This is a genomic window from Aeromonas sp. Y318-1 (assembly GCF_027706125.1).
Taxonomy (GTDB): Bacteria; Pseudomonadota; Gammaproteobacteria; order Enterobacterales; family Aeromonadaceae; genus Aeromonas; species Aeromonas hydrophila.
Genome location: NZ_JAPDCM010000014.1, coordinates 1 through 21,759 on the forward strand (window position 1 = coordinate 1; position 21,759 = coordinate 21,759).

Annotated in this window: 18 protein-coding genes; 9 read left to right on the forward strand and 9 right to left on the reverse strand. The window is 60.3% G+C overall.

Going from position 1 to position 21,759, the window contains the following annotated elements; all coding sequences use genetic code 11:
• The first annotated feature begins 420 nt into the window (after positions 1-420).
• The gene (gene rapA, locus OKB87_RS18800; protein ID WP_270828257.1) at positions 421-3,288 is read left to right on the forward strand and encodes an RNA polymerase-associated protein RapA; all 2,868 of its coding nucleotides are present in this window, start codon (positions 421-423) and stop codon (positions 3,286-3,288) included.
• Between the two features lie 109 nt (positions 3,289-3,397).
• Positions 3,398-4,054, forward strand: a complete 657-nt coding sequence (rluA, locus tag OKB87_RS18805) for a bifunctional tRNA pseudouridine(32) synthase/23S rRNA pseudouridine(746) synthase RluA (protein WP_069528708.1) — start codon at positions 3,398-3,400, stop codon at positions 4,052-4,054.
• A 73-nt stretch (positions 4,055-4,127) separates the two neighbouring features.
• Here the strand turns inward: rluA and OKB87_RS18810 are convergent, their stop codons facing one another.
• From OKB87_RS18810 to OKB87_RS18830, 5 genes are all read right to left on the reverse strand, one after another.
• Positions 4,128-4,316, reverse strand: a complete 189-nt coding sequence (locus tag OKB87_RS18810) for a hypothetical protein (RefSeq protein WP_073348952.1) — start codon at positions 4,314-4,316, stop codon at positions 4,128-4,130.
• Between the two features lie 58 nt (positions 4,317-4,374).
• Complete coding sequence (locus OKB87_RS18815) at positions 4,375-6,306, reverse strand: putative bifunctional diguanylate cyclase/phosphodiesterase (protein WP_270828258.1); 1,932 nt, start codon at positions 6,304-6,306, stop codon at positions 4,375-4,377.
• A gap of 23 nt (positions 6,307-6,329) precedes the next feature.
• Entirely contained in the window at positions 6,330-6,827 is a 498-nt protein-coding gene (locus tag OKB87_RS18820; RefSeq protein WP_270828259.1) for a molybdopterin-binding oxidoreductase, read from the reverse strand.
• 95 nt (positions 6,828-6,922) lie between these two features.
• The gene (groL, locus tag OKB87_RS18825; protein WP_011704804.1) at positions 6,923-8,557 is read right to left on the reverse strand and encodes a chaperonin GroEL; all 1,635 of its coding nucleotides are present in this window, start codon (positions 8,555-8,557) and stop codon (positions 6,923-6,925) included.
• A 41-nt stretch (positions 8,558-8,598) separates the two neighbouring features.
• Positions 8,599-8,892 carry a co-chaperone GroES gene (locus OKB87_RS18830; protein WP_005309514.1) on the reverse strand — a complete coding sequence of 98 codons (294 nt, stop codon included), beginning with the start codon at positions 8,890-8,892 and terminating at the stop codon, positions 8,599-8,601.
• Positions 8,893-9,074: 182 nt separating this feature from the next.
• Between OKB87_RS18830 and OKB87_RS18835 the strand changes: the two genes are divergently transcribed.
• Positions 9,075-10,475: an MATE family efflux transporter gene (locus OKB87_RS18835; protein ID WP_270828260.1), complete on the forward strand. Its 1,401-nt coding sequence runs from the start codon at positions 9,075-9,077 to the stop codon at positions 10,473-10,475.
• 23 nt (positions 10,476-10,498) lie between these two features.
• Here the strand turns inward: OKB87_RS18835 and OKB87_RS18840 are convergent, their stop codons facing one another.
• On the reverse strand, positions 10,499-10,975 hold the full coding sequence (locus tag OKB87_RS18840) for an FxsA family protein (protein ID WP_162493509.1): 477 nt from the start codon (positions 10,973-10,975) through the stop codon (positions 10,499-10,501).
• A 448-nt stretch (positions 10,976-11,423) separates the two neighbouring features.
• Here OKB87_RS18840 and aspA point away from each other — a divergent pair, with 448 nt between their 5' ends.
• The 3 genes from aspA (at position 11,424) to OKB87_RS18855 (ending at position 15,605) form a co-directional block, all read left to right on the forward strand.
• Positions 11,424-12,866: an aspartate ammonia-lyase gene (gene aspA / locus OKB87_RS18845; RefSeq protein WP_011704801.1), complete on the forward strand. Its 1,443-nt coding sequence runs from the start codon at positions 11,424-11,426 to the stop codon at positions 12,864-12,866.
• Positions 12,867-12,993: 127 nt separating this feature from the next.
• Positions 12,994-14,313, forward strand: coding sequence for an anaerobic C4-dicarboxylate transporter (locus OKB87_RS18850; RefSeq protein WP_011704800.1), 1,320 nt, complete (start codon positions 12,994-12,996; stop codon positions 14,311-14,313).
• A 200-nt stretch (positions 14,314-14,513) separates the two neighbouring features.
• Positions 14,514-15,605, forward strand: coding sequence for a porin (locus tag OKB87_RS18855; RefSeq protein ID WP_024946195.1), 1,092 nt, complete (start codon positions 14,514-14,516; stop codon positions 15,603-15,605).
• Between the two features lie 64 nt (positions 15,606-15,669).
• Here the strand turns inward: OKB87_RS18855 and mdtH are convergent, their stop codons facing one another.
• A complete protein-coding gene (mdtH, locus tag OKB87_RS18860) occupies positions 15,670-16,863 on the reverse strand; it encodes a multidrug efflux MFS transporter MdtH (protein WP_011704798.1) in 1,194 nt (397 codons plus the stop codon).
• 207 nt (positions 16,864-17,070) lie between these two features.
• Here mdtH and OKB87_RS18865 point away from each other — a divergent pair, with 207 nt between their 5' ends.
• Entirely contained in the window at positions 17,071-17,970 is a 900-nt protein-coding gene (locus OKB87_RS18865) for a LysR family transcriptional regulator (RefSeq protein WP_024946193.1), read from the forward strand.
• Positions 17,971-18,022: 52 nt separating this feature from the next.
• Here OKB87_RS18865 and OKB87_RS18870 read toward each other — a convergent pair whose 3' ends face one another.
• The gene (locus OKB87_RS18870; protein WP_118881854.1) at positions 18,023-19,792 is read right to left on the reverse strand and encodes a M4 family metallopeptidase; all 1,770 of its coding nucleotides are present in this window, start codon (positions 19,790-19,792) and stop codon (positions 18,023-18,025) included.
• A gap of 351 nt (positions 19,793-20,143) precedes the next feature.
• Between OKB87_RS18870 and OKB87_RS18875 the strand changes: the two genes are divergently transcribed.
• Together OKB87_RS18875 and rimJ are read left to right on the forward strand one after the other, a co-directional pair.
• Entirely contained in the window at positions 20,144-20,698 is a 555-nt protein-coding gene (locus tag OKB87_RS18875) for a GNAT family N-acetyltransferase (protein ID WP_017410624.1), read from the forward strand.
• The gene (gene rimJ / locus OKB87_RS18880) at positions 20,698-21,249 is read left to right on the forward strand and encodes a ribosomal protein S5-alanine N-acetyltransferase (protein ID WP_101617728.1); all 552 of its coding nucleotides are present in this window, start codon (positions 20,698-20,700) and stop codon (positions 21,247-21,249) included. The genes OKB87_RS18875 and rimJ overlap by 1 nt, the downstream gene beginning before the upstream one ends.
• 102 nt (positions 21,250-21,351) lie before the next feature.
• On the opposite strand, the gene OKB87_RS18885 is transcribed toward rimJ, so the two are convergent.
• The gene (locus OKB87_RS18885; protein WP_005309486.1) at positions 21,352-21,597 is read right to left on the reverse strand and encodes a hypothetical protein; all 246 of its coding nucleotides are present in this window, start codon (positions 21,595-21,597) and stop codon (positions 21,352-21,354) included.
• Between the last annotated feature and the right edge of the window lie 162 nt (positions 21,598-21,759).

A 21,759-nucleotide genomic window follows, 5' to 3' on the forward strand; every position in this document is an offset into this window, starting at 1 on the left:
GTTAAAGAGCGACGCAGCTTTTGGCTGCTGCGGGAGTGGCATTCTACTCAACCGCCTTCTCGAGTCAAGCCTTATTTGCAAAGGCTTTTTCGAGGCGACCGACCCGGTTGTTTGCGTTGCCGCTTGCCGTGTCGATGGAGGCGCATTATAGGGATCTGGATCACGCTTGCAAGAGGCTTTTCGAATTAAATTCGAGAAAACAGTTCAACCGCTCAACAATCCCCCAGATGGATGGCTTATTCAGCAATTCTGCCTCCATATAGCGACATCCCTCTATCTTTAGCCATAGATGAGCACGTCGGTTCGCCCCACCCGATGAATGACGCCTGCCACCTCTATATCCATGGTGATCGCGCTCACGCCTTCGGGTAACATAGCGCCCCTTTGCGATTCACACACTCTTGGGCTTTGGAGAGTTTAATGCCTTTTGCACTTGGCCAGCGTTGGATTAGTGATACAGAGACGGATCTGGGGTTGGGGACTGTCGTTGCTGTTGAAGGACGCATGGTTACCCTGTTGTTTCCGGCTACCGGTGAAAACCGCATGTATGCCAAAGAAGAGGCGCCGGTAACCCGGGTCAGCTTCAATGTGGGCGATCAGATAGCCAGTCACGAAGACTGGACCATGATGGTCGAAGAAGTGCAGGAGAAAGACGGCCTGCTTATATATGTCGGTGTGCGTACCGACAATGATGAGCCCGTTGCCCTCAAGGAAGTGTTTCTCAACAACTTCATCAAGTTCAACAAGCCGCAGGATCGCCTGTTCGCCGGCCAGATTGACCGGATGTCCCGCTTCACCCTGCGCTACGAGGCGTTGATCAACCAGCACCAACGTCGTCGCAACCCGACTCGCGGTCTGGCCGGTGGCCGGGTCAGCCTGATCCCGCACCAGCTCTATATCGCCCATGAAGTGGGTCACCGCTACGCCCCGCGCGTATTGCTGGCCGATGAGGTGGGTCTGGGCAAGACCATCGAAGCGGGCATGATCATTCACCAGCAGCTGCTCTCCGGCCGTGCCCATCGGGTGCTGATCCTGCTGCCCGAGACTCTCCAGCACCAGTGGCTGGTCGAAATGCTGCGCCGCTTCAACCTGCACTTCTCCCTGTTTGACGAGGAGCGCTGCATCGAGGCGTTCGCCGATGCGGAGAATCCCTTCGAGACCGAACAGCTGGTGATCTGCAGCCTCGACTTCCTGCGCAAGAAGCGTCGTCGCTTCGAACAGGTGCTGGAAGCCGAGTGGGATCTGCTGGTTGTCGACGAAGCCCATCATCTGGAGTGGAGTGAGGAAGCGCCGAGCCGCGCCTACGAAATGGTGGAAGCGCTGGCCGAACAGGTGCCGGGCGTGCTGCTGCTGACCGCCACCCCGGATCAGCTGGGCCACCAGAGCCACTTTGCCCGTCTGCGCCTGCTCGATCCCGAGCGTTTCTACGACTACGAGGCCTTCCTCGCCGAGGAGCAAGCCTACGGTCAGGTCGCCAGCGCAGCGCAAGAGCTGCTGGATGGCGAGACCCTGAGCGATGAAGCCAGACAGATCCTCGCCACCCAGCTGAAAGGGCTGGATCTGAGTGATGCCGCCGCCCGTCAACAGGCGGTCGCCAAGCTGCTGGATCAGCATGGCACCGGCCGGGTGCTGTTCCGTAACAGCCGCGCCAATATTCAGGGCTTCCCCGAGCGTCACCTCAACGTCTACCCCATGCCGCTGCCGGAGCAGTACAAAACCGCCATCAAGGTGATGGGCATGATGGGCGGCAATGGCGGCGATCTGCAGACCCGCGCCCTGCGCTACCTCTATCCTGAGAAGATCTTCCAGCAGTTCGAAGGCGACAACGCTACCTGGACCCAGTTCGACCCGCGCGTCGAATGGTTGCTGGAGCTGCTGCTCTCAGCCCGTCAGCAGAAGGTGCTGGTGATCTGCTCCGAAGCAGCCACCGCCATCGCGCTGGAAGAGGCGCTGCGCACCCGTGAAGGGATCCGTGGTGCCGTGTTCCACGAAGGGATGTCCATCCTCGAGCGGGACAAGGCCTCTGCCTATTTTGCGCAAGAGGATGGTGGCGCCCAGGTACTGCTCTGCTCCGAGATTGGCTCAGAGGGTCGCAACTTCCAGTTTGCCAGCCATCTGGTGCTGTTCGATCTGCCCCTCAACCCGGACCTGCTGGAACAGCGTATCGGTCGCCTGGACCGTATCGGTCAGCAGAATACCGTCGAGATCCACGTGCCCTACCTGGAAGGGACTGCCCAGCGCGCCCTGCAGCTCTGGTATCACGATGGTCTGGATGCATTCGAGCAGACCTGCCCGACGGCCCGTCCGGTATTTGAAGCGGTACGTGACGAGCTGTTCGAGCTGCTGGCCGCCAATACCGGCGATCAGGAACCCCTCGATGCTCTGCTGGTCAAGACTCGCGAACTGCACGAGCCGCTCAAGGCCCGGCTGGAACAGGGTCGCGATCGCCTGCTGGAAATCCATTCCAGCGGTGGCGCCGCTGCCCAACAACTGGTCGACAAGCTGGCCGCCGAAGATGACGACACCGGCATGATCTCCTTCGCCCTCAAGATGTTCGACGAGATCGGCGTCAACCAGGATGACCGTGGCGAGAACGCGCTGGTGCTGACCCCGGGGGATCACATGCTGGTCTCCAGCTTCCCGGGCCTGCCGCAAGACGGCATGACCATCACCTTCGATCGTAACACCGCTCTGTCGCGGGATGACATGGCGCTGCTCTCCTGGGATCACCCCATGATGCGTGGCGGTATCGACCTGATCCTGGGCTCCGAAATCGGTGCGACCTCGGTTGCACTGCTCAAGAACAAGGCGCTGCCTATCGGCTCCATCTTGCTTGAGCTGATCTTCGTTGCCGAGTCTGCAGCCCATCCCCAGCTCTACCGCTTCATGCCGCCAACGCCGATCCGTCTGCTGATGGACAAGAACGGCCAGAATCTGGGCGAAAAAGTGGCGTTCGATGCCTTCAACCGCCAGCTGACGCCGGTCAATCGCCACCTCGGCAGCAAGCTGGTCACCGCGTCCCAACCAGTGATCCACGGTCTGATTGGCAAGGGCCAGGCCATTGCCGAAGAGCTGAAAGGCGGGATTGTCGACAAGGCCCGCGCCCAGATGGCGCAGACCCTGCAGCAGGATCTGGACAGGCTGGAAGCGCTCAAGGCGGTCAACCCGAACGTGCGCGACAGCGAACTGGATTATCTGCGCAATCTGCAGGCAGAATTGCACCACCTGATCGATCAGACCCAACTCAAGCTGGATGCCATCCGCTTTATCGTGGTCACCCATAACTGACGCGATACTGAAGAGACATGACCGGCTCATGCTGGATGACATGCCCTTTATGATTGTGGTTACTCATAACTGATGGGGGCTTGCCCCCACCTTCTGATGCGAGACATTTATGTTTGAATACTCACCGCCTCTGGAACCCTGGCTCGATATCCTGTTCAAGGACAAGGACATCATGGTGGTCAACAAGCCCACTGGCCTGCTGAGCGTGCCCGGGCGCGGCCCCGAGAATGAAGACAGCGTCCTGCATCGGGTAAAGCAGCAGCATCCCAAGGCGGCGGCGGCTCATCGGCTCGACATGTCCACCACTGGCGTCATTGTCATTCCCCTCAATCCCAATTCCCATCGGGAGCTGAGTCGGCAATTTCGCGAGCGGGAGACCGAGAAGCACTACCTCGCCTGGGTGTGGGGCGAACCGGAGGCGGAGTCCGGTCAGGTCGACCTGCCGCTCTGCGTCGACTGGCCCAACCGGCCGAAACAGAAGGTTGACCACGAGGAGGGGCGTCATGCCCTGACCCTGTGGCAGAAGCTGAAGGTGGAGAACGGCAACAGCCTGATCAAACTGACTCCCATCACGGGTCGCTCGCACCAGCTGCGCGTCCACATGCTGGAACTGGGGCACCCCATTCTGGGTGACAACCTCTACGCCCATCCGGATGCGCTGGCGGCTGCCCCCCATCTCTACCTGCATGCGGCCAGTCTGACCATCAGCCATCCCCGCAGCGGCGAGCGGATGACTTTTGAGGCGCCAGCCCCTTTTCCGGTCTGAGCCAAGAGAGGCATCGCGATATCGCAGACATAAAAAAGCCCCCATCGACTGGATGGGGGCTTTTTCGTTAGGGTCAGACGCGAATATCGATGTTACTTCCCAAAGAAGCGTTGGCCGATGTCGGTGCAACCGGTGCTGATTGAGCTGCTGTTTGCAGCAGTTTCAATGCAGATTCACCTTCTTGGGTCTGTTGTTTCTTGGCCAGGCTGGCCGTCATCAATGCAGAACCAAATGACGCAGATGCAGAACTAGATATATCCATGGTGTACCTCCTGCTTTAAGACTATCGGCCATCTTGGACCAAGCATGAGCCATTTTGGCTAAATTAAATACGCCTTGTCGGGTTGGCGTCGCTTCAGCCACTCCTCTTCCATCTCCAGCAGGGTTTGATAAACCTTCTCCGCCTGTTCTGGGCGGCTGAACAGATAGCCCTGACCATAGAGGTGAATATCCGTGAGGGTGCGCAACACGTCGAGCTGAGCCTGCGTCTCTATCCCTTCACACACCAGACTCTTGCCCAGCATGGAACCCATCCGGCAGATGTTGGCGACCAGCTCGGATGCCTCGATGGACGTATCGATCCCCTGAATGAAGGAGCGATCGATCTTCACCTTGCTGACCGGCAGCTTCTGCAGATAGCTGAGCGAGGAGTAGCCGGTACCAAAATCATCCAGTGCCAGCTGTACCCCTTGCTGATTGAGGTCCTGCATCAGTTGCAGGGAGTTTTTCACCTCGCGCATGGTGGTGTCTTCCGTCACCTCCAGCACCAGGCTGGCGGCCGGAATATGGTGGTCCATCAAGGCCTTGGCAACCAGCTTCAACAGATTGCGCTGATACATGCCGGGTGAGATATTGACGCACATCTGCAAATCAACCAAACCCAGTTGCTGCCACTGATAGAGCTGCTCGCAGGCCGTGTTCAATACCCAGCTGCCCAGCTTCTCGGCCAGCTGGAACTCCTCGGCGACCTGGATCACCTCGTTGGGGGGAATGAAACCCAACTCAGGGTGACGCCAGCGCAGCAAGGCTTCCACCGCTTCGCAGCGGCCACTCTCGAGGTTGACGATGGGCTGGTAATAGAGCTCAAGTGCATTGTGCTCGAGCGCCATGATCATGTCGCTTGCCAAATGCTTGCGGCGCGCCGTTTCATTGAGCAACGAGTTGTCGTAGATGACGTATGGCACATGGGTCTTGCGGCTGTGAAACAAGGCCTGCTCGGCCCGGCTGAGCAGCTCTTGAGTATGCTTGCTGTCCATCGGGAAGAAGGCGATGCCGATGCCCACCTCCAGGCGGAACGGGTAGTTGTCTATGATGATGTCCTGCTTGAGCGCATGCAGCAGGCGGGCCACCAGCTCCCTCACCTGGCGCAGGTCACTGCTTTCACGCTGGATCATGGCAAACTGATCGCCGCCCAGCCGGGCCACCCACTCACCGTTCTCACACAAACTGCGCATTCGCTTTGCCAGCTCCTGCAGCAGGAAATCACCGGTGTTGTAGCCGAACTTGCTGTTGATGTCGCGAAAATCGTTGATGTCCACCAGCACCAGGCCAAACGGCGTCTCCTTGGTGGCGTAGGACTCCATCTTCTCCAGCAAGGCCAACCGGTTAGAGAGCCCGGTCAGGGGATCGATCCGCGCAGCCCTGAAATGACGGCGTGCCTCGCGGATCAACAAACCACTCAGCAGCATCACCGACAGCACCAGCCCTGACACCATGAACAGCAGAGCATTGCGCAGTTGGCCAAAGCGTTTGTCATTGCCTGAATAGACGTTGATGTTCTTCTGCATCACGGAGGCGAGAGAATAGGAGAGCGGCTCCTGCAGAGGAACCAGGCGCATCAATATCTGCTGATAATCGGGTGTCCCCGCCTTCAGATTGGTGATATTGGGCTCCATCTCACGGATATTGCTTTCGATCAACTGCACCAGCCGCAAGGTCTTCTGCTTGTCCTTCATGCTCTGACGCAACTGGCCACTGAGCAGGATGGGGGTCCGGCTCCACAGGATATCGTAACGCAGCATCAGGGTGTCGTGATCGATGCCGCCATAATGGTAGATCTCGACGGAGTTGAGGAAGCGCCCCAACTCCAGTTGCAACTGCATCAGGGCCCAGGAGACGTCATAGGTGTACCTCTCCATCACTCGGGTCGCATTCTGTATCTGCGCAAGGCAATAGAGAGTGCTTCCCGTGAACAACAGGATGGATAGGTAAAGAACGATGAGTAAAGGCCACGCCTTGGTCTTTGCTTTCACTCGTACTCCCGCAAGCCACTACATCAATGCTGAATATCAATGGCGTTCAATTGCCAAATCATCATGTCGGTAAACTCCGAGCGTTTCAGCTCGGGATACTGATCCAGCGGTAGGATAAACCAAAGCGGTCCCTTATTCCGTACCCGCATGGTGACCCCGTCATCTTGCCAGGCCAGAATCGGGTCGTATTGCCTGACCTTATCCCAGTTGATCCTGATCTGAAAACTGTTCAAGGCCGTCAAGGTGATCGCCTTGCCATCCGCGCCGACGGCAGCCAAGACATCGGCCAGCTTGGGCCCCACATATTTGTGCGGTTTGTCGACCCAGGGATTGCTGGTCACTATCTCATGCTGCGGCAGGGCCTTGAGCATGGCGAGATCGAAGGAGACCACCCCCTCCGTCGCCTCGGCCGGCAGCACATTGCCGGTCACCTTCAAAATGACGGGCCCCTGTGGCGCCTCAAGTGCCATCACCGGCATGGCCAGAGAAAACAGTAATGGAATCAAATCCAGTACACGCATACTCACCTCTGATTAAGTCACTGACAATAGACTCAGTTTAGTCGCCATAAAAAAAACGGCCCGCAAAAGCGAGCCGTTTGGTAACCAGGGCTGAATTACATCATGCCCATGCCGCCCATGCCGCCCATGTCAGGCATGGCAGGGGCATCTTTCTTCGGCAGCTCGGAGATCATGCACTCGGTGGTGATCATCAGGCCGGCGATGGAAGAGGCGAACTGCAGGGCAGAACGGGTCACCTTGGTCGGATCCAGGATACCCATGGCCAGCATGTCACCGTACTGTTCGGTGTAGGCGTTGTAACCGAAGTTACCTTCACCGTTCTTCACCGCGTTGGCGATGACGGAGGCCTCTTCACCGGCGTTGATGACGATCTGGCGCAGCGGGGCTTCCATGGCGCGCAGAGCGACCTTGATACCCACGTTCTGATCTTCGTTGTCGCCACGCAGGCCGGCCAGTTTGGCGGCCACGCGTACCAGCGCAACACCACCACCGGCAACCACACCCTCTTCTACTGCGGCGCGAGTCGCGTGCAGGGCGTCGTCAACCCGGGCTTTCTTCTCTTTCATCTCGACTTCGGTGGCAGCGCCAACCTTGATCACCGCAACACCGCCAGCCAGTTTGGCTACGCGCTCTTGCAGCTTCTCGCGGTCGTAATCGGAAGAGGTCTCTTCGATCTGCTGACGGATCTGGGCCACACGGCTCTCGATCAGGGATGCATCACCCACGCCATCGATGATGGTGGTGTTCTCTTTGGTGATGACGATGCGCTTGGCACGGCCCAGGTCTTCCAGGGTCGCTTTTTCCAGCTCCATGCCCACTTCTTCGGAGATCACGGTACCACCGGTCAGGATGGCGATATCCTGCAGCATGGCTTTGCGACGGTCACCGAAGCCAGGTGCCTTGACGGCCGCGACTTTCACGATGCCACGCATGGTGTTGACCACCAGGGTCGCCAGCGCTTCGCCTTCCACGTCTTCGGCCACGATGATCAGCGGCTTGCCCGCTTTGGCTACGCCTTCCAGCACCGGCAGCATTTCACGGATGTTGGAGACTTTCTTGTCGACCAGCAGGATGAAGGGATCGTCCAGCTCAACGGCACCGGTTTCCGGCTTGTTGACGAAGTACGGGGAGAGGTAGCCACGATCGAACTGCATGCCTTCTACCACGGCCAGCTCGTCGTCCAGACCCTGACCGTCTTCAACGGTGATGACGCCGTCACGACCGACTTTGTCCATGGCTTCGGCAATCAGCTTGCCCACTTTCTCGTCGGAGTTGGCGGAGATGGTGCCGACCTGAGCGATGGCATTGTTGTCAGCACACGGCTGGGACAGCGCTTGCAGCTCGGCAACGGCGGCCACTACGGCCTTGTCGATACCGCGCTTCAGATCCATCGGGTTCATGCCGGCGGCAACGGCCTTCAGGCCTTCGTTGACGATGGCTTGAGCCAGTACGGTAGCGGTAGTGGTACCGTCACCGGCGGCGTCGTTGGCCTTGGAAGCAACTTCCTTGACCATCTGGGCGCCCATGTTCATGAACTTGTCTTCCAGCTCGATTTCGCGGGCAACAGAGACGCCGTCCTTGGTGATGGTCGGTGCGCCGAAGGACTTGTCCAGTACCACGTTGCGGCCTTTCGGGCCCAGGGTCACCTTGACGGCATCGGCCAGGATGTTTACGCCTTCCAGCATCTTGCTGCGTGCTTCGTTGCCAAACTTGACTTCTTTAGCTGCCATTTCTTCAATCCTTCAATCAATTCGCAGGGGGAAAGGGTGGATTACTCTTCGACAATCGCCAGGATGTCGGTTTCAGACAGGATCAGTACGTCCTGACCATCCAGCTTCTCGGTCTTCACACCGTAGCCTTCGTTGAAGATCACCTTGTCACCAACCTTGACGGCGAGGGCTTTGACATCGCCATTATCCAGAATTCGGCCAGTCCCCACGGCAAGAACTTCACCACGGGTGGACTTCTGGGCCGCAGTACCAGTCAAGACAATGCCGCCAGCGGATTTGGCTTCAGCTTCGATGCGCTTGATGATGACGCGGTCGTGCAGTGGACGAATTTTCATCGATAACTCTCCCAAAATGAGTCTCTGTGTTGCTTTGAGGAATGGCCATTCCTGGCCAAATTAGATATGTCTCCGATGTGGGGCACGTTTGTTAACCCTTCAAGGGCAAATACAAAAAAAATATTTTCACGTACTATGAACGTCTTCGATGGATCTCCCGAAGTCCCGGTCAGGAAACCGGTTTGTGCTGCCCGCAGCCAGAACTCCGCCAGACGTACAGAGACGAGCCCGTGACCCGACCCAATCCCCTATTGACCGCCCCCATGACGTCCGTATTGCTGCGCATGACGGGCCCGATGATCCTCGGCATCGTCGCCATTCTCGCCTTCAACCTGGTCGATACCTTCTTCATCGGCATGTTGGGCACCCAGGCGCTGGCCGCCATCAGCTTCACCTTTCCGGTGACCTTCGTGGTCACCTCGCTGGCGATGGGTCTGGGGGCCGGCCTCTCTGCGGTGATGGGTCATGCGCTCGGCCAGGGCAAGCATGATGAAGCCGCCCGCATCACCACCGACAACCTGTTTCTGGCCGTGCTGCTGGTCGCCCTCATCGCCCTGGCGGGGGCGCTGACCATACACCCGCTGTTCCGGTTGCTCGGCGCCAGCGATGAGCTGATCGCCCTCATCTACGACTACATGCTGATCTGGTATCTGACCGTCCCCATGCTGGTGCTGCCCATGGTGGGCAATGCCGCCATCCGGGCTACCGGCGATACCAAGACCCCCAGCCTGGTGATGACGGTGGCCGGGCTGGTCAACGGGGTGCTGGATCCCCTGCTCATCTTCGGCATAGGCCCCTTCCCAGCATGGGGGATCCGCGGCGCCGCCATCGCCACCTCCCTCTCCTGGCTGATAGCCATGCTGGTCAGCCTCTATATATTGCGCCACCGGGAAGGGCTGCTGCGCTGGCGCCTCTCCCCGCGTCCGCAGTTGCTGGCCCACTGGCGCGCCCTGCTGCACGTGGCGGTACCCGCCTCCTTCACCAACATGCTCAACCCACTGGCCAACGCCGTGCTGATGACCATCTTCGCCGGGCTGGGGACGGAAGTGGTGGCCGCCTACGGCGCCGCATCGAGAGTGGAGGCCCTGCTGCTTATCGTGATGATGGCGCTCTCCTCCGTGCTCGCGCCCTTCATCTCGCAGAACTGCGGGGCGGGCAACCCGGCCCGTGCCAAGGCGGCGCTGCAGTTTTGCATGCGCTTTGCCCTGCTGTTCCAGCTGGCGGTATACGGACTGACCTGGCTGCTGGCCCCCTCCATCGCCGAGCTGTTCAGCAGTCATCCGCAGGTGGTGCGCCTCATCGTGCTCTATCTGCACCTGGTGCCCATCGGCTACGGCTTTCAGGGCATGGTGATGCTGCTCGCGTCCGCCTTGAATGGCGTGAGGGCTTCCAGCGTCTCTTTCCTGTTCAACGGGTTGCGGCTGTTTGTCTTCTTGCTGCCAGGAGCCTGGCTGGGGGCGAAACTGGGAGGGGAGCAGGGGATCTATCTGGGCATTCTCGTGGCCAATCTGGCGGCGGGCACTCTGGCCTGGTGGTATGCCCGCCACCGCTTCGAGCAGTTGTGCCATCAGGGCAGGCCCTGATGGCAGGAAAGTAAGCGCAGCAGTTACTCCTTGCGCTCGAACTCCCCTTCGATGGTGGTGCCGCTGCGCGGAGCTTGACCCGGCTGGTCATTGCCCGGCACCTCGTCGAACGGCTGCTGACGGGTCTGAAAACCGCCCATCTGCATCTTGAACTGGTTGCTGCCGATCAGCTTGTCGGCCAGCTTGTTGCGCAGCCAGGGCTGCAGCAGCAGGATGCCGAAGAAGTCGGTCACGAAACCCGGGATGATCAGCAGCAGACCGGCCAGCGCCAGCATCATGCCCCCCATCACCTCACGTCCCGGCATCTCCCCCTGCTGCATCTTCTGCTGCGCGTTGAACAGGGTCTTGATCCCTTCGCTACGCACCAGCGAGGAGCCCAGCACCGCCGTCAGAATGAGCAAGCCGACGGTCGGCAAGGCACCGATCACGGAGCCGACTTCGATCATCACGGTGAGCTCAAGCACCACCAGACCGACCAACAATAGAAACAACTTGCCCATAACAACCTCAGTGCGGATGAATGTGAATGAACCGCTGGCGAAGTGCGACAACCGTTGATGCCGTTGCCAACCCGCCACGGTATCGGTTCCTGTTGATTAAAATGGGGGGTGACGCGCATTTTTCAAGTCCACAGGGTGACGAGGCGCCGGATCCACAGAAAAACCGGCCTGCCAGACTGTGATTGAAGTCATTGTTCTGTCAAAGTAAATCGGTTGATTGCAATATCTGTTTAATGACCACAAGTTATTTGAGGTTGTCTCAAATTTAGTGATCCAGGTCTAATATCAGATACCTCAATTGGGGTAATATCGACGCCAGTAATTAAGGGGGCAAAAAGCCCCCAACCGCCCCACTCGATGTGTGGTGCTTCAGGATGAACCGTGCGTAAGGAACTCGCGACCACTCGGTGAGGATCGTTTCCATTTATCTGATTTCTGAGGCATTACAATGAGCGACATCAAGAACGTCCGCATTGAAGAAGACCTGCTGGGCACCAAAGAAGTTTCCAACGATCTCTACTACGGTGTGCATACCCTGCGCGCCGTTGAAAACTTCAAGATCAGCACTCAGAAGATTTCTGACGTTCCCGAATTCGTCCGCGGCATGGTACTGACCAAGAAGGCCGCCGCCCTGGCGAACGGCGAACTGGGTACCATCCGTCCTGAAATTGCTGACAAGATCGTAGAGGCCTGCGACCTGATGCTGAACACCGGCAAATGCTTCGACCAGTTCCCGGTCGACGTTTACCAGGGTGGTGCCGGCACCTCCGTCAACATGAACACCAACGAAGTACTGGCCAACATCGCCCTTGAAATCATGGGCCTGGCCAAGGGCCGCTACGACGTCATCAACCCCAATGACCACGTCAACAAGTGCCAGTCCACCAACGATGCCTACCCCACCGGTTTCCGCGTGGCCGTGGTCAACAGCACCGACACCACCCTGCACGCCCTGGAAGCACTGATCGCCGCCTTCGATGCCAAGGCTGCCGAGTTCAAGGGCATCCTGAAGATGGGTCGTACCCAGCTGCAAGATGCGGTGCCGATGACCCTGGGTCAGGAATTCCATGCCTTCGCCGTCACCCTGCGCGAAGAGATCAAGTCCATCAAGCGTTGCCAGGAGCTGCTGCTGGAAGTGAACTTGGGCGCCACCGCCATCGGTACCGGCCTGAACACCCCGCCCGAGTACTCCGCCCTGGCCATCAAGCGCCTGGCCGAGATCACCGGTCGCGCCTATGTTCCGGCGGAAGATCTGATCGAAGCGACCTCCGACTGCGGCGCCTACGTGATGCTGCACGGCGCCATCAAGCGCATGGCGATGAAGCTCTCCAAGATCTGTAACGACCTGCGTCTGCTCTCCTCCGGCCCGCGTACTGCACTCAAAGAGATCAACCTGCCGGAAATGCAGGCTGGCTCCTCCATCATGCCGGCCAAGGTCAACCCGGTCATTCCGGAAGTGGTCAACCAGTCCTGCTTCAAGGTCTTTGGCAACGACGTCACCATCACCTTCGCCGCCGAAGCCGGTCAGCTGCAGCTGAACGTCATGGAGCCGGTGATCGGTCAGGCGATGTTCGAATCCCTGAGCCTGATGGAAAAAGCCTGCATCTCCCTGCGCGAGAAGTGCGTGGAAGGCATCACCGCCAACCCGGAAATCTGCATGAACCACGTGCTGAACTCCATCGGTATCGTGACCTACCTGAACCCCTTCATCGGTCACCACGAAGGCGACATCGTCGGCAAGATCTGTGCCCAGACCGGCAAGAACGTCCGTGAAGTCGTGCTGGAGCGCGGCCTGCTGACCGCCGAGCAGCTGGATGAAATTCTCTCCATCGAGAACCTGATGAACCCGCAATACAAAGCCAAGCGTTATACCCGCGAAGCCACCGTATAAGCGAGCAAATGGGCCGGGTTTATCCCGGCCCATAAAGTCAGTTCCCGATAGGTCTTGCCCAGCCCCATCGGGAATTGGCTTTTCTGCCAAATAAAACCTAAAAAAACTGGAAAATGGAGTGTTCGCTATGATTGGAATCGAGTTACTTGTCGTGCTCGCCGCTATCTATCTGGGGGCCCGGATAGGCAGCATCGGCATCGGCTTTGCCGGTGGTTTGGGGGTACTGGTACTGACCTGGGGTCTGGGGATGCCAATTCCCAGCGACCAGCTGGTCACCTACATCCCCTGGGACGTGATCATGATCATCGCGTCCGTCATCTGCGCCATTGCCTGTATGCAACTGGCCGGTGGCATGGACTATCTGGTCTCCCTGGCCGAGAAGGCCCTGCGCAAGAACCCCAAATACATCACCTTCGCCGCCCCGGTCGTCACCTATCTGATGACCATGCTGGCCGGTACCGGTCACACCGCGTTCTCCACCCTGCCGGTGATCGCCGAAGTGGCCAAGGAACAGGGGATTCGCCCATCCCGTCCGCTCTCCATCGCCGTCATCGCCTCCCAGATCGCCATCACCGCCTCGCCCATCTCTGCGGCCGTGGTTGCCTTCTCCGGCATGCTTGAGCCGTTTGGCGTGGATTACCTGACTCTGCTGGCCATCTGCATCCCCTCCACCTTCATCGCCTGCATCCTCGGTGCCTTCGTCGCCAACATGCTGGGCAAGCCGCTCGACCAGGACGAAGTCTACCTGGAGCGCAAGGCCAAAGGGCTGATCAAGCTGCGCGGTACCACCAAGCTGGAGCTCAAGCCTTACGCCAAGGTGTCGGTCTGGATCTTCATCGCCGCCATCGTGGCCGTGATGGCCTACGCCACCGCCATCTCCGGTAAAGTGGGCCTGATCGCCAACCCGCCGATCCCCCGTGATGGCGCCATCATGGGCATCATGCTGGCCGCGGCCACCATCATGACCCTGGTCTGCAAGCTGGACGCCACCCAGGTCACCAACATGCCGACCTTCAAGTCCGGTATGTCCGCCTGTATCTGCGTACTGGGCGTGGCCTGGCTGGGCAACGTCTTCGTGAAAGGCAACATGGACACCATCCAGCTGATCGCCGGCGACCTGCTGAACCAGTACTCCTGGCTGCTGGCCGTGGTGCTGTTCTTTGCCGCCATGCTGCTCTACTCACAAGGCGCCACCACCAAGGCCCTGATGCCGGCAGCTCTGGCACTGGGTGTCAGCCCGCTGACCGCCATCGCCTCCTTCGCCGCCGTGAGCGCCCTGTTCGTGCTGCCGACCTACCCGACCCTGCTGGCCGCGGTCGAAATGGACGACACCGGCTCCACCCGTATCGGCAAGGCGGTATTCAATCACCCCTTCTTCGTACCGGGTGTTGCCACCATCGCCATCGCCGTGGCGCTGGGCTTCTTCTTCGGTGGCATGATGCTCTAACCAGCATTTAATTCCACAAACACGCAAACGGCCCTGTTCGGGCCGTTTTTTATGCCTGCTTTTCAGGTCAAATCATTAATTAATCCTTGTGCGCTTCAGTTTCTATCAAGGTTCGCAGATCTACTCTGGGGCATCGGAACAGAAACCGATCAACAGGGCCGAGCACAGGTCCGACAGTGTTTACACCAGAGGAACGAACAATGAAAAAGACAGCATTGACCATGGCCATTTCCAGCGTGCTGCTGGCCGGTGGTGCGCAAGCCGCTACCGTCTACAACCAGAACGACACCAAACTCGACATCGGTGGTCGCGCTCAAGGCATGTACTACGGCACTGATGACAACGGTTCTGAAGGTGACCAGAGCTACCTGCGTCTGCACGTTGCCGGCGAAACCAAGATCGACAACGAGCTGACCGCGTTCGGCTTCGCTGAATACAACCTGCCGGTCTCCGGCTCCGACAACGACGAGCTGCGTTATGCCTACGCCGGCATCAAGCACGATCGTTTCGGTGCCTTCAGCTACGGCCGTCAGGATGGTCTGTTCACCAAAGCCGTGAACAACTACACCGACGTGCTGCCAGAGTGGGGTGGTGACGGTCTGGGCAAGGACACCGAAATATTCGGTACCGGTCGTACCAACGGCCTGGCCCAGTACATCTACACCTATCAGGGCCTGACCCTGGGTGCCCAGTTCACCGGCAACAACGATCCGCAGAACGCCGATCGCTCCAACCTGACTGGCGCCAACAGCACCTGGAATCCGAAGGGTTCCGCTGAAGGCTTCGCCGTGTCCGCCAACTATGACTTCGACATGGGCCTGAGCCTGGGTACCGCCTACAACCAGGCTGGCAAGACCGACGAGCAAGCTGCCAACGCCGCCTTCGGTGGTGACCGCGATGCCAAGCTGTACGGTGTCGGTGCCAAGTACGCCGTCGGCGACCTCTACCTGGCCGCCACCTACTCCCACGGTGAAGACCACATGTACGTCAGCACCTTCAACGGCTACGCCGAGAAGATGGATGGCTACGAAGCCGTCGCCCAGTATGCCTTCGGCAAGTTCAAGCCGTCCCTGGCCTACCTGCGCACCGACGTGAAGGACAACGCTCGCGGCATCGATGACACCGCCACCGAGTACGTTTCCATCGGTGCCTGGTACAACTTCACCGACAACTTCAACGCCTACGTTGATTACAAGATCAACCTGCTGGACAACGTCAACGGTACCCACACCAACTCGCTGGGCAAGAACACCGACGACGTGGTCGCCGTGGCCCTGCAGTACAACTTCTAAGTCTTCCCTGAATTGCCTACTGTATTTTTTACCGGCCGCCCAGCGGCCGGTTTTTTATTGCCCGTCAGATGTTGACCCGCGCCAGACTCGGCTCGCGGTGAAAGCAGTTCACCAGCAGCAGCAAGGTCGTCACCCCGACCGTGCCCAGCACCAGCCAGGGTAACCAGGGCTGACCTTGCAGCATGGCGTAGTCATGCAGCGCGCCGCCTCCCACGTAACCCGTCATGCCCCCCAGCGCCAGCCCCAGCCGGCTGAAGCCCATGTAGCTGCCGCGCGCCCCCGGCTGCGCCAGTTTGGTCATCAGCGTCTCCCGCGCCGGTTCGGCGATGACGATCCCCAGATAGAAGCAGGCCAGCAGCATGAACACCGCGGGCAGGGTGTTGGCAAAGGCCACCAGCCCGATGCCGGTGGTCATCAGCAGCACCCCCGCCATCAAGCGGCTCTCCAGCTTGAAGTGGCGCTCGCCATAGCGCGCCAGCGGATAGAGCAGCGCCAGCGAGATGGCGGTCTCCAGGGTATACATCCAACCCACCGCCGTGGTGGTGCCCGCCATCTGCTTGACCAGGATGGGGAAGATCAGCATCACCTGGACCCAGAGCGCGTAGTAGCCGCTCAGGATCAGCACCAGCCGGCAGAACGCCTTGTCGGCCAGCACCTGGCCGAGACCAGCGCGGATCGGGGTCGGCCGCACCGAGAGCTTGTAGGCGGGCAGGATCAGCAGGTTGCACAGGGCGGCGCAGACAAACAGGCCGGCCCCCAGCAGGCAGACATATTCGAAGTCGAAGTTGAGCAGCCAGCTGCCGAGCAGGGCCCCCACCACGGCGCCGGCGCTCTCCAGCATCATCAGCAACGAGATGTAGCGCCCCCGCTGTCGGGGCCGGGTGAACTTGATCACCAAGGCGGCGCGGGGCGGATCGAACAGACAGCCTCCCAGTCCCGAGATGACGCAAGAGAGGATCAACTCCAGCCCGCTCTGGGCATAGGCCAGGCTGGCAAACCCCGCCGCCCGCAGCAGCATGCCGCCCACGATGAGCGGCCGCGCGCCGAACTTGTCCGCCAGCGAGCCGCCCAGAATGCCCAGCCCCTGCTGGGTCAGCTGGCGCAATCCCAGCGCCAGTCCCACCACCCCGGCCGCCCAGCCGAGTTGATCCACGAAGCGCAGGCTGATCATGGGCATCACCACGAAGAACCCCAGGATCACCAACAGGGAATCCAACGCCAAAAACCACCGCCCCAACCGCCTCGCCCGCTCCACCATGACTACCCGTCCCCTGCTTTCTGATGACATTCCGATTAATTCGTCTCATCGCCCGAATGACGCCGTCACCAAACGGGCTCAAGGTGCAACAAGCCCCTGAACCGATATGGCAATATGCCAAAGCACAACGATTGATACTGCTATTCTGGAAGGACGCCAGATATAGTGGTAGCCGACAACTGGCTATATTTTATATTGGATTATGTTATGGCTATGACCCTCGACGATCTGCAATTGCTGCTGGATGTGGTCAATCGCGGCAGCTTCAGCAAGGCAGCCGCCGTGCGCGGCTGGTCACAACCCATGGTGAGCCAGCGGATCGCCGTGCTGGAACAGGATCTGGGCCAGCCCCTGTTTCGCCGCCATCGGCGCGGCGCCACCCCCACCCCGGCCTGCGAGCAGTTCCTGCCTGCCGCGAGTGCGGCACTGAGTGCGCTGGAAGGGGGTCGCCTGGCGATGCAGGGAGCGCCGGCGCTGCCGCGCATCCGGCTCGCCTGCCTGCCCTCCCTGACGACCGTGGTGTTCGGCCCCCTGCTGCTGGCACTGGTCGACGAGACCTTCGAGATCCGCTGCAACACGGATCACTCCGGTATCATCATGCAGGAGCTGCTGACCGGCGAGACCGACGTCGGCTTCATCCTCAAGTGCCCGGCCATCGCCGGCATCCAGCTCGAGTTGCTCTATCGCTCCCCCATCATAGCGGTGGCCTGTGCCACCCATCCGCTGGCCGGGCGGCAGGGGCTGACCCTGCAGGACATCGCCAACGAGCGGCTGGCCCCCCAGCAGTGGGGTACCGGCTGCGACGAGCTGATCCTGCAGTTGCGCCTGCTGCGCCAGGTGGCGAGCCCGCTGCACGCCATCCAGCCCGCCAGCGCGGCGCGGGAGCTGGCGCTGGAGCACGGCTTCATCACCCTGATGCCGGCGCTCGCCATCGCCCGGGATCTGGAGTTCGGCCGGCTGGTGCAACTGGACGTGGTGGATCTGCCGCCGGATCACTGGGATGTGATGATGGCCTGGCGCAGTGGAAAACGGCCCAATCCCGCCAAGGAGCGGGTACTGGAGGCCGCCCGTACCCTGGCCCGGCGCTGGGCGGGCAAATCCGCATAAAAAAAGCGCCGGACAAGTCCGGCGCTCCCTCTCTATTTGCAGTGGCTCAGGCTCAGTAACTGGCCTTGAGGGTCACCCCAGAGAAGGCGCTGTAGGCGCTCAGCTGCACGTTCCAGGTCCCCGCCTTGGGCGAGTTCAGGGTGCAGGTCTCGGCGTTGCCGCTCTTGTAGGGGCGGCAGTCATAGCTGCTGCTGGTCGGCACGCTGCCGAACTTCACATACAGATCCGCATCGCCGGTACCGCCACTGCTGGCGATCACCAGCTGGCTCTTGCCCGCCGGCACGTCGATGGTGAAGTTCAGCTTGCCACCCTTGGCGGCGGAGAGACCGCTCACCGGCACCCCGTTTTGCAGCACGCTACCCGGCTGCGGCGTGGTGCCGCCACAGGTAGCATTGACCCCGACCGTGGTAAAGGCAGCCGCCACGTCGGTCACGCTGTAGCCCAGATCGGTGGCGGCCTTGGTCACGCCGCAGGCGCCCTGATCGAAGGTGGTGTTGGCACCCCAGTAGAGGCGGTTGGCCAGCACGAACACTTCGAAGGCCTTGCGGGTATTCCAGCCGCTGGTGTTGGCCAGCAGGTAGAAGGCGCGGTTGTAGACACCGGAGCTGTGGTGCACGTCGATGCCATCGTAGTAGTCGCTGGCATGGCCGATGGAGCTGCCGTCCCGGGTCGGATCCTCGAAGTAGCGCAGCGAGCCGTTGCCCTTGAAGATCTGGGCGCCCACCAGCCAGTCGTTGCTGCCCTTCATGAAGTTCTCGGCCGCTTCCCCCGCCATGTCGGAGAAGGCCTCGTTGATGCCGCCCGACTGACCGGAGTAGACCAGCCCGGAGTTCTGCTCGGTGAAGCCGTGGCTCACCTCGTGGGCCGCCACGTCCAGGCTCACCAGCGGATAGAAGGTGGTGGCGCCGTCACCGAAAGTCATCTGGCTGCCGTCCCAGAAGGCGTTCTCGTAGTTGCGGCTGTAGTGCACCCGCATCTTCAGCTTGAAAGTCAGCGGCGCCGTGTTGTACCAGTTGCGATACATGTCGAACACCACGTTGCCGAAGTAGTGGGCGTCGTTGAGCGGCGAGTAGGCGCCGTTGATCTCCTTGACCGTGTTCTCCGGGCAGGTGAACTGATGAATGGCGCCGCCCGTGGTGGCGTGATTCATGTTGAGGGTGTCCACGTTCGGACTGGTCATCCGGCAGTTGTCGTCCACCAGCAGCGGGCCGAAGTCGGCGCCGTAGAAATATTTGCCGGTCTTGACGTTGCCACCCGGGCCGGTGGCGTCCTTGTGGTTGATCCCTTCCCAGCGCTTGAGCTCGCTGCCGTTCTGGGCATCGATCACCACGAAGGGGCGGCTCGGCTCATCGCTCGCCGCCAGCCAGGAGACCAGATAGACCAGGCGGGCCTGACCGGCCTCATCCTGCATCACGAACAGCTTGACCCGCTCGTTGCTGCCCTTGGCCCCGGCCCGCGCCTTGCTGGCGGCATCGGCCGGCGACAGGGCGGCGGTCGGACTGGCCACGTCGGCATCGATCTGGCGCAGGATCTGGCCGGAAACCTGGCTTATCTGCCCGCCGAGGGACTGCTCGGCCACCAGCACCTGGCCCCACACCGGGATCCCGTGCCAGGTCTGCTCATAACGCACCCGCTGCTGACCGTTGGGCAGCTTGACCGCCCGCACCTGACGAAACTCGCCATCCCCTGCCAGTGCGCTCACACCGGCAGCGCCGCTCGGCGCCCCCTGAATGCCCGCAACCTGATGCACATTCACCTGTTCTGCAGCCAGCGCTGCGCTTCCCCAGCAGGCCAATACCACGGCCAAATAGACTTTGTTCATCCGTCTTTTCCTTAAGTCGATGAAGATTACACGTCGGGTCCGTTGCCCGGCGCTCCTACACTAGTTGGCACGCTCAAGATTGCTGCCTGTCATATGTGACAGAGCAGCACAAACCCATAGCAGGATCTGCTGTTGCCCCTGTTTGGTAGCGTGAGAAGAGTTCAAAATGGCGAATAACACCAAAAAAAGCCGAACAATGGCCAGGCGCTTTCTGGCTGCCACCAACCGCCCCTCCATATGGGGATGGCGGGGCGCAAGAACAGATGGAAAACCCTTGGCGTACAAGGGGTTGATTGGCTACATTGGCGGTTTGGCGGCCCGCGTCGGGCTCTGACTGGAGGGGAGGTGCGGATGTTTTCATGGCAACTGGACGACGAGCTGGCGCTGCTGTTCCTGCAGCCCGACATGGCCAGCGAACTCTTTGCCCTGTGTCGGGAGAACCGCGACTACCTGACCCAGTGGCTGCCCTGGCCGCCCTACATTCAGCAGCCCGCCGACAGCGCCACCTTCATCCGCCATGCCATCGAGAAGTTTGCCCGCGGCGAAGGGCTGACCACCGCCATCGAGTATCAGGGGGAAGTGGTCGGCGTCATCGGCTACAACCAGATCGACCGGGCGCTGGCCAAGGTCAGCATCGGCTACTGGCTGGCCGAGCGCTGGCAGGGCAACGGCATCATCACCCGCGCCTGCCAGGCCCTGATCCATCACGCCTTCGAGGAGATGGGGATGGAGAAGGTGGAGATCAGCGCCGCCACCGACAACGAGCCCAGCCGGGCCGTCTGCGAGCGCCTCGGCATGCAGCAGGAGGGGATCACCCGCCGTGCCGAGCGGCTGGCCGACCGCATCGTGGATCACGTTCACTACAGCCTGCTGCGCGATGAGTGGCTCAGACAGAGGGATCACTGATGGCGCTGCCACACCTGTGCACGGCCCGCTGCCAGCTCACCATACTGCCCCCCGAGCGGGCCGACCTGATGCTGGATTTCTATCTGCGCAACCGCGCCCACCTCGCCCCCTGGGAGCCCAGCCGGGACGAGAGCTTCTACACCCTGAGCCACTGGCACGGCCGGCTGCGCGACAGCTACGGCCAGTTCTTCAATGGCAGCGGGGTGCATCTGGTGGCGCTCGATCCCCATGGTGAGCAGGTGATCGCCACCTGCAACTTCACCAACATCCTGATGGGCGCCTTCAAGGCCTGCCATCTGGGTTACGCCATCGACCAGGCCCACCAGGGACAGGGGCTGATGCAGGAAATCGTCGAAACCGGCATCGACTACCTGTTCCGGGAACACGGCCTGCACCGCATCATGGCCGGCTACATGCCGTCGAATCTGCGCAGCGGCGCCCTGCTAGAGCGGCTCGGCTTCGAGCGGGAGGGGTACGCCAAAGACTACCTGATGATCAATGGCCGCTGGGAGGATCATATCCTCACCGCGCGCCTCAACCCGGCACTCTAGCCGGTTCTCTTGCCGGCGAAGACCCCGTCAAAGGCGAGGAGCGGACATAAAAAAACGGGCCCGAAGTTGCCTTCGGGCCCGTTCTTCAGATGAGGTGCAGGCTTAGTTGGCCTTGGCATCGCTCACTGCGGCTTCCGCCTTGGTGGCTACGTCAGCGGCAGCCTTCTCAACGGTTGCAGTCGCTTCGGAAGCGGCCTTCTCTACGGTAGAGGTGGCTTCGCTAGCGGCTTTCTCAACAGTTGCAGCAACGTCGGCGGCCGGAGTAGCGGCCGGAGCGGCGGCTTCTTCTTTCTGACCACAAGCGGTCAACATCAGACCCAGGATACCGGCTACCAGTACTTTGTTCATGTGCATACCCTCAGAAAAATATGGAGAGATGGTTGGTACAACCATCACAGTGCGTCCTTTCACCCGGTGAAAAACCCATATGCCGGGAGCCAAGAGGCGCGCGAAATATATCCCCATACGCGCCCAATGAAAACGAGTATCACAATGATATTTTCTCGTTGG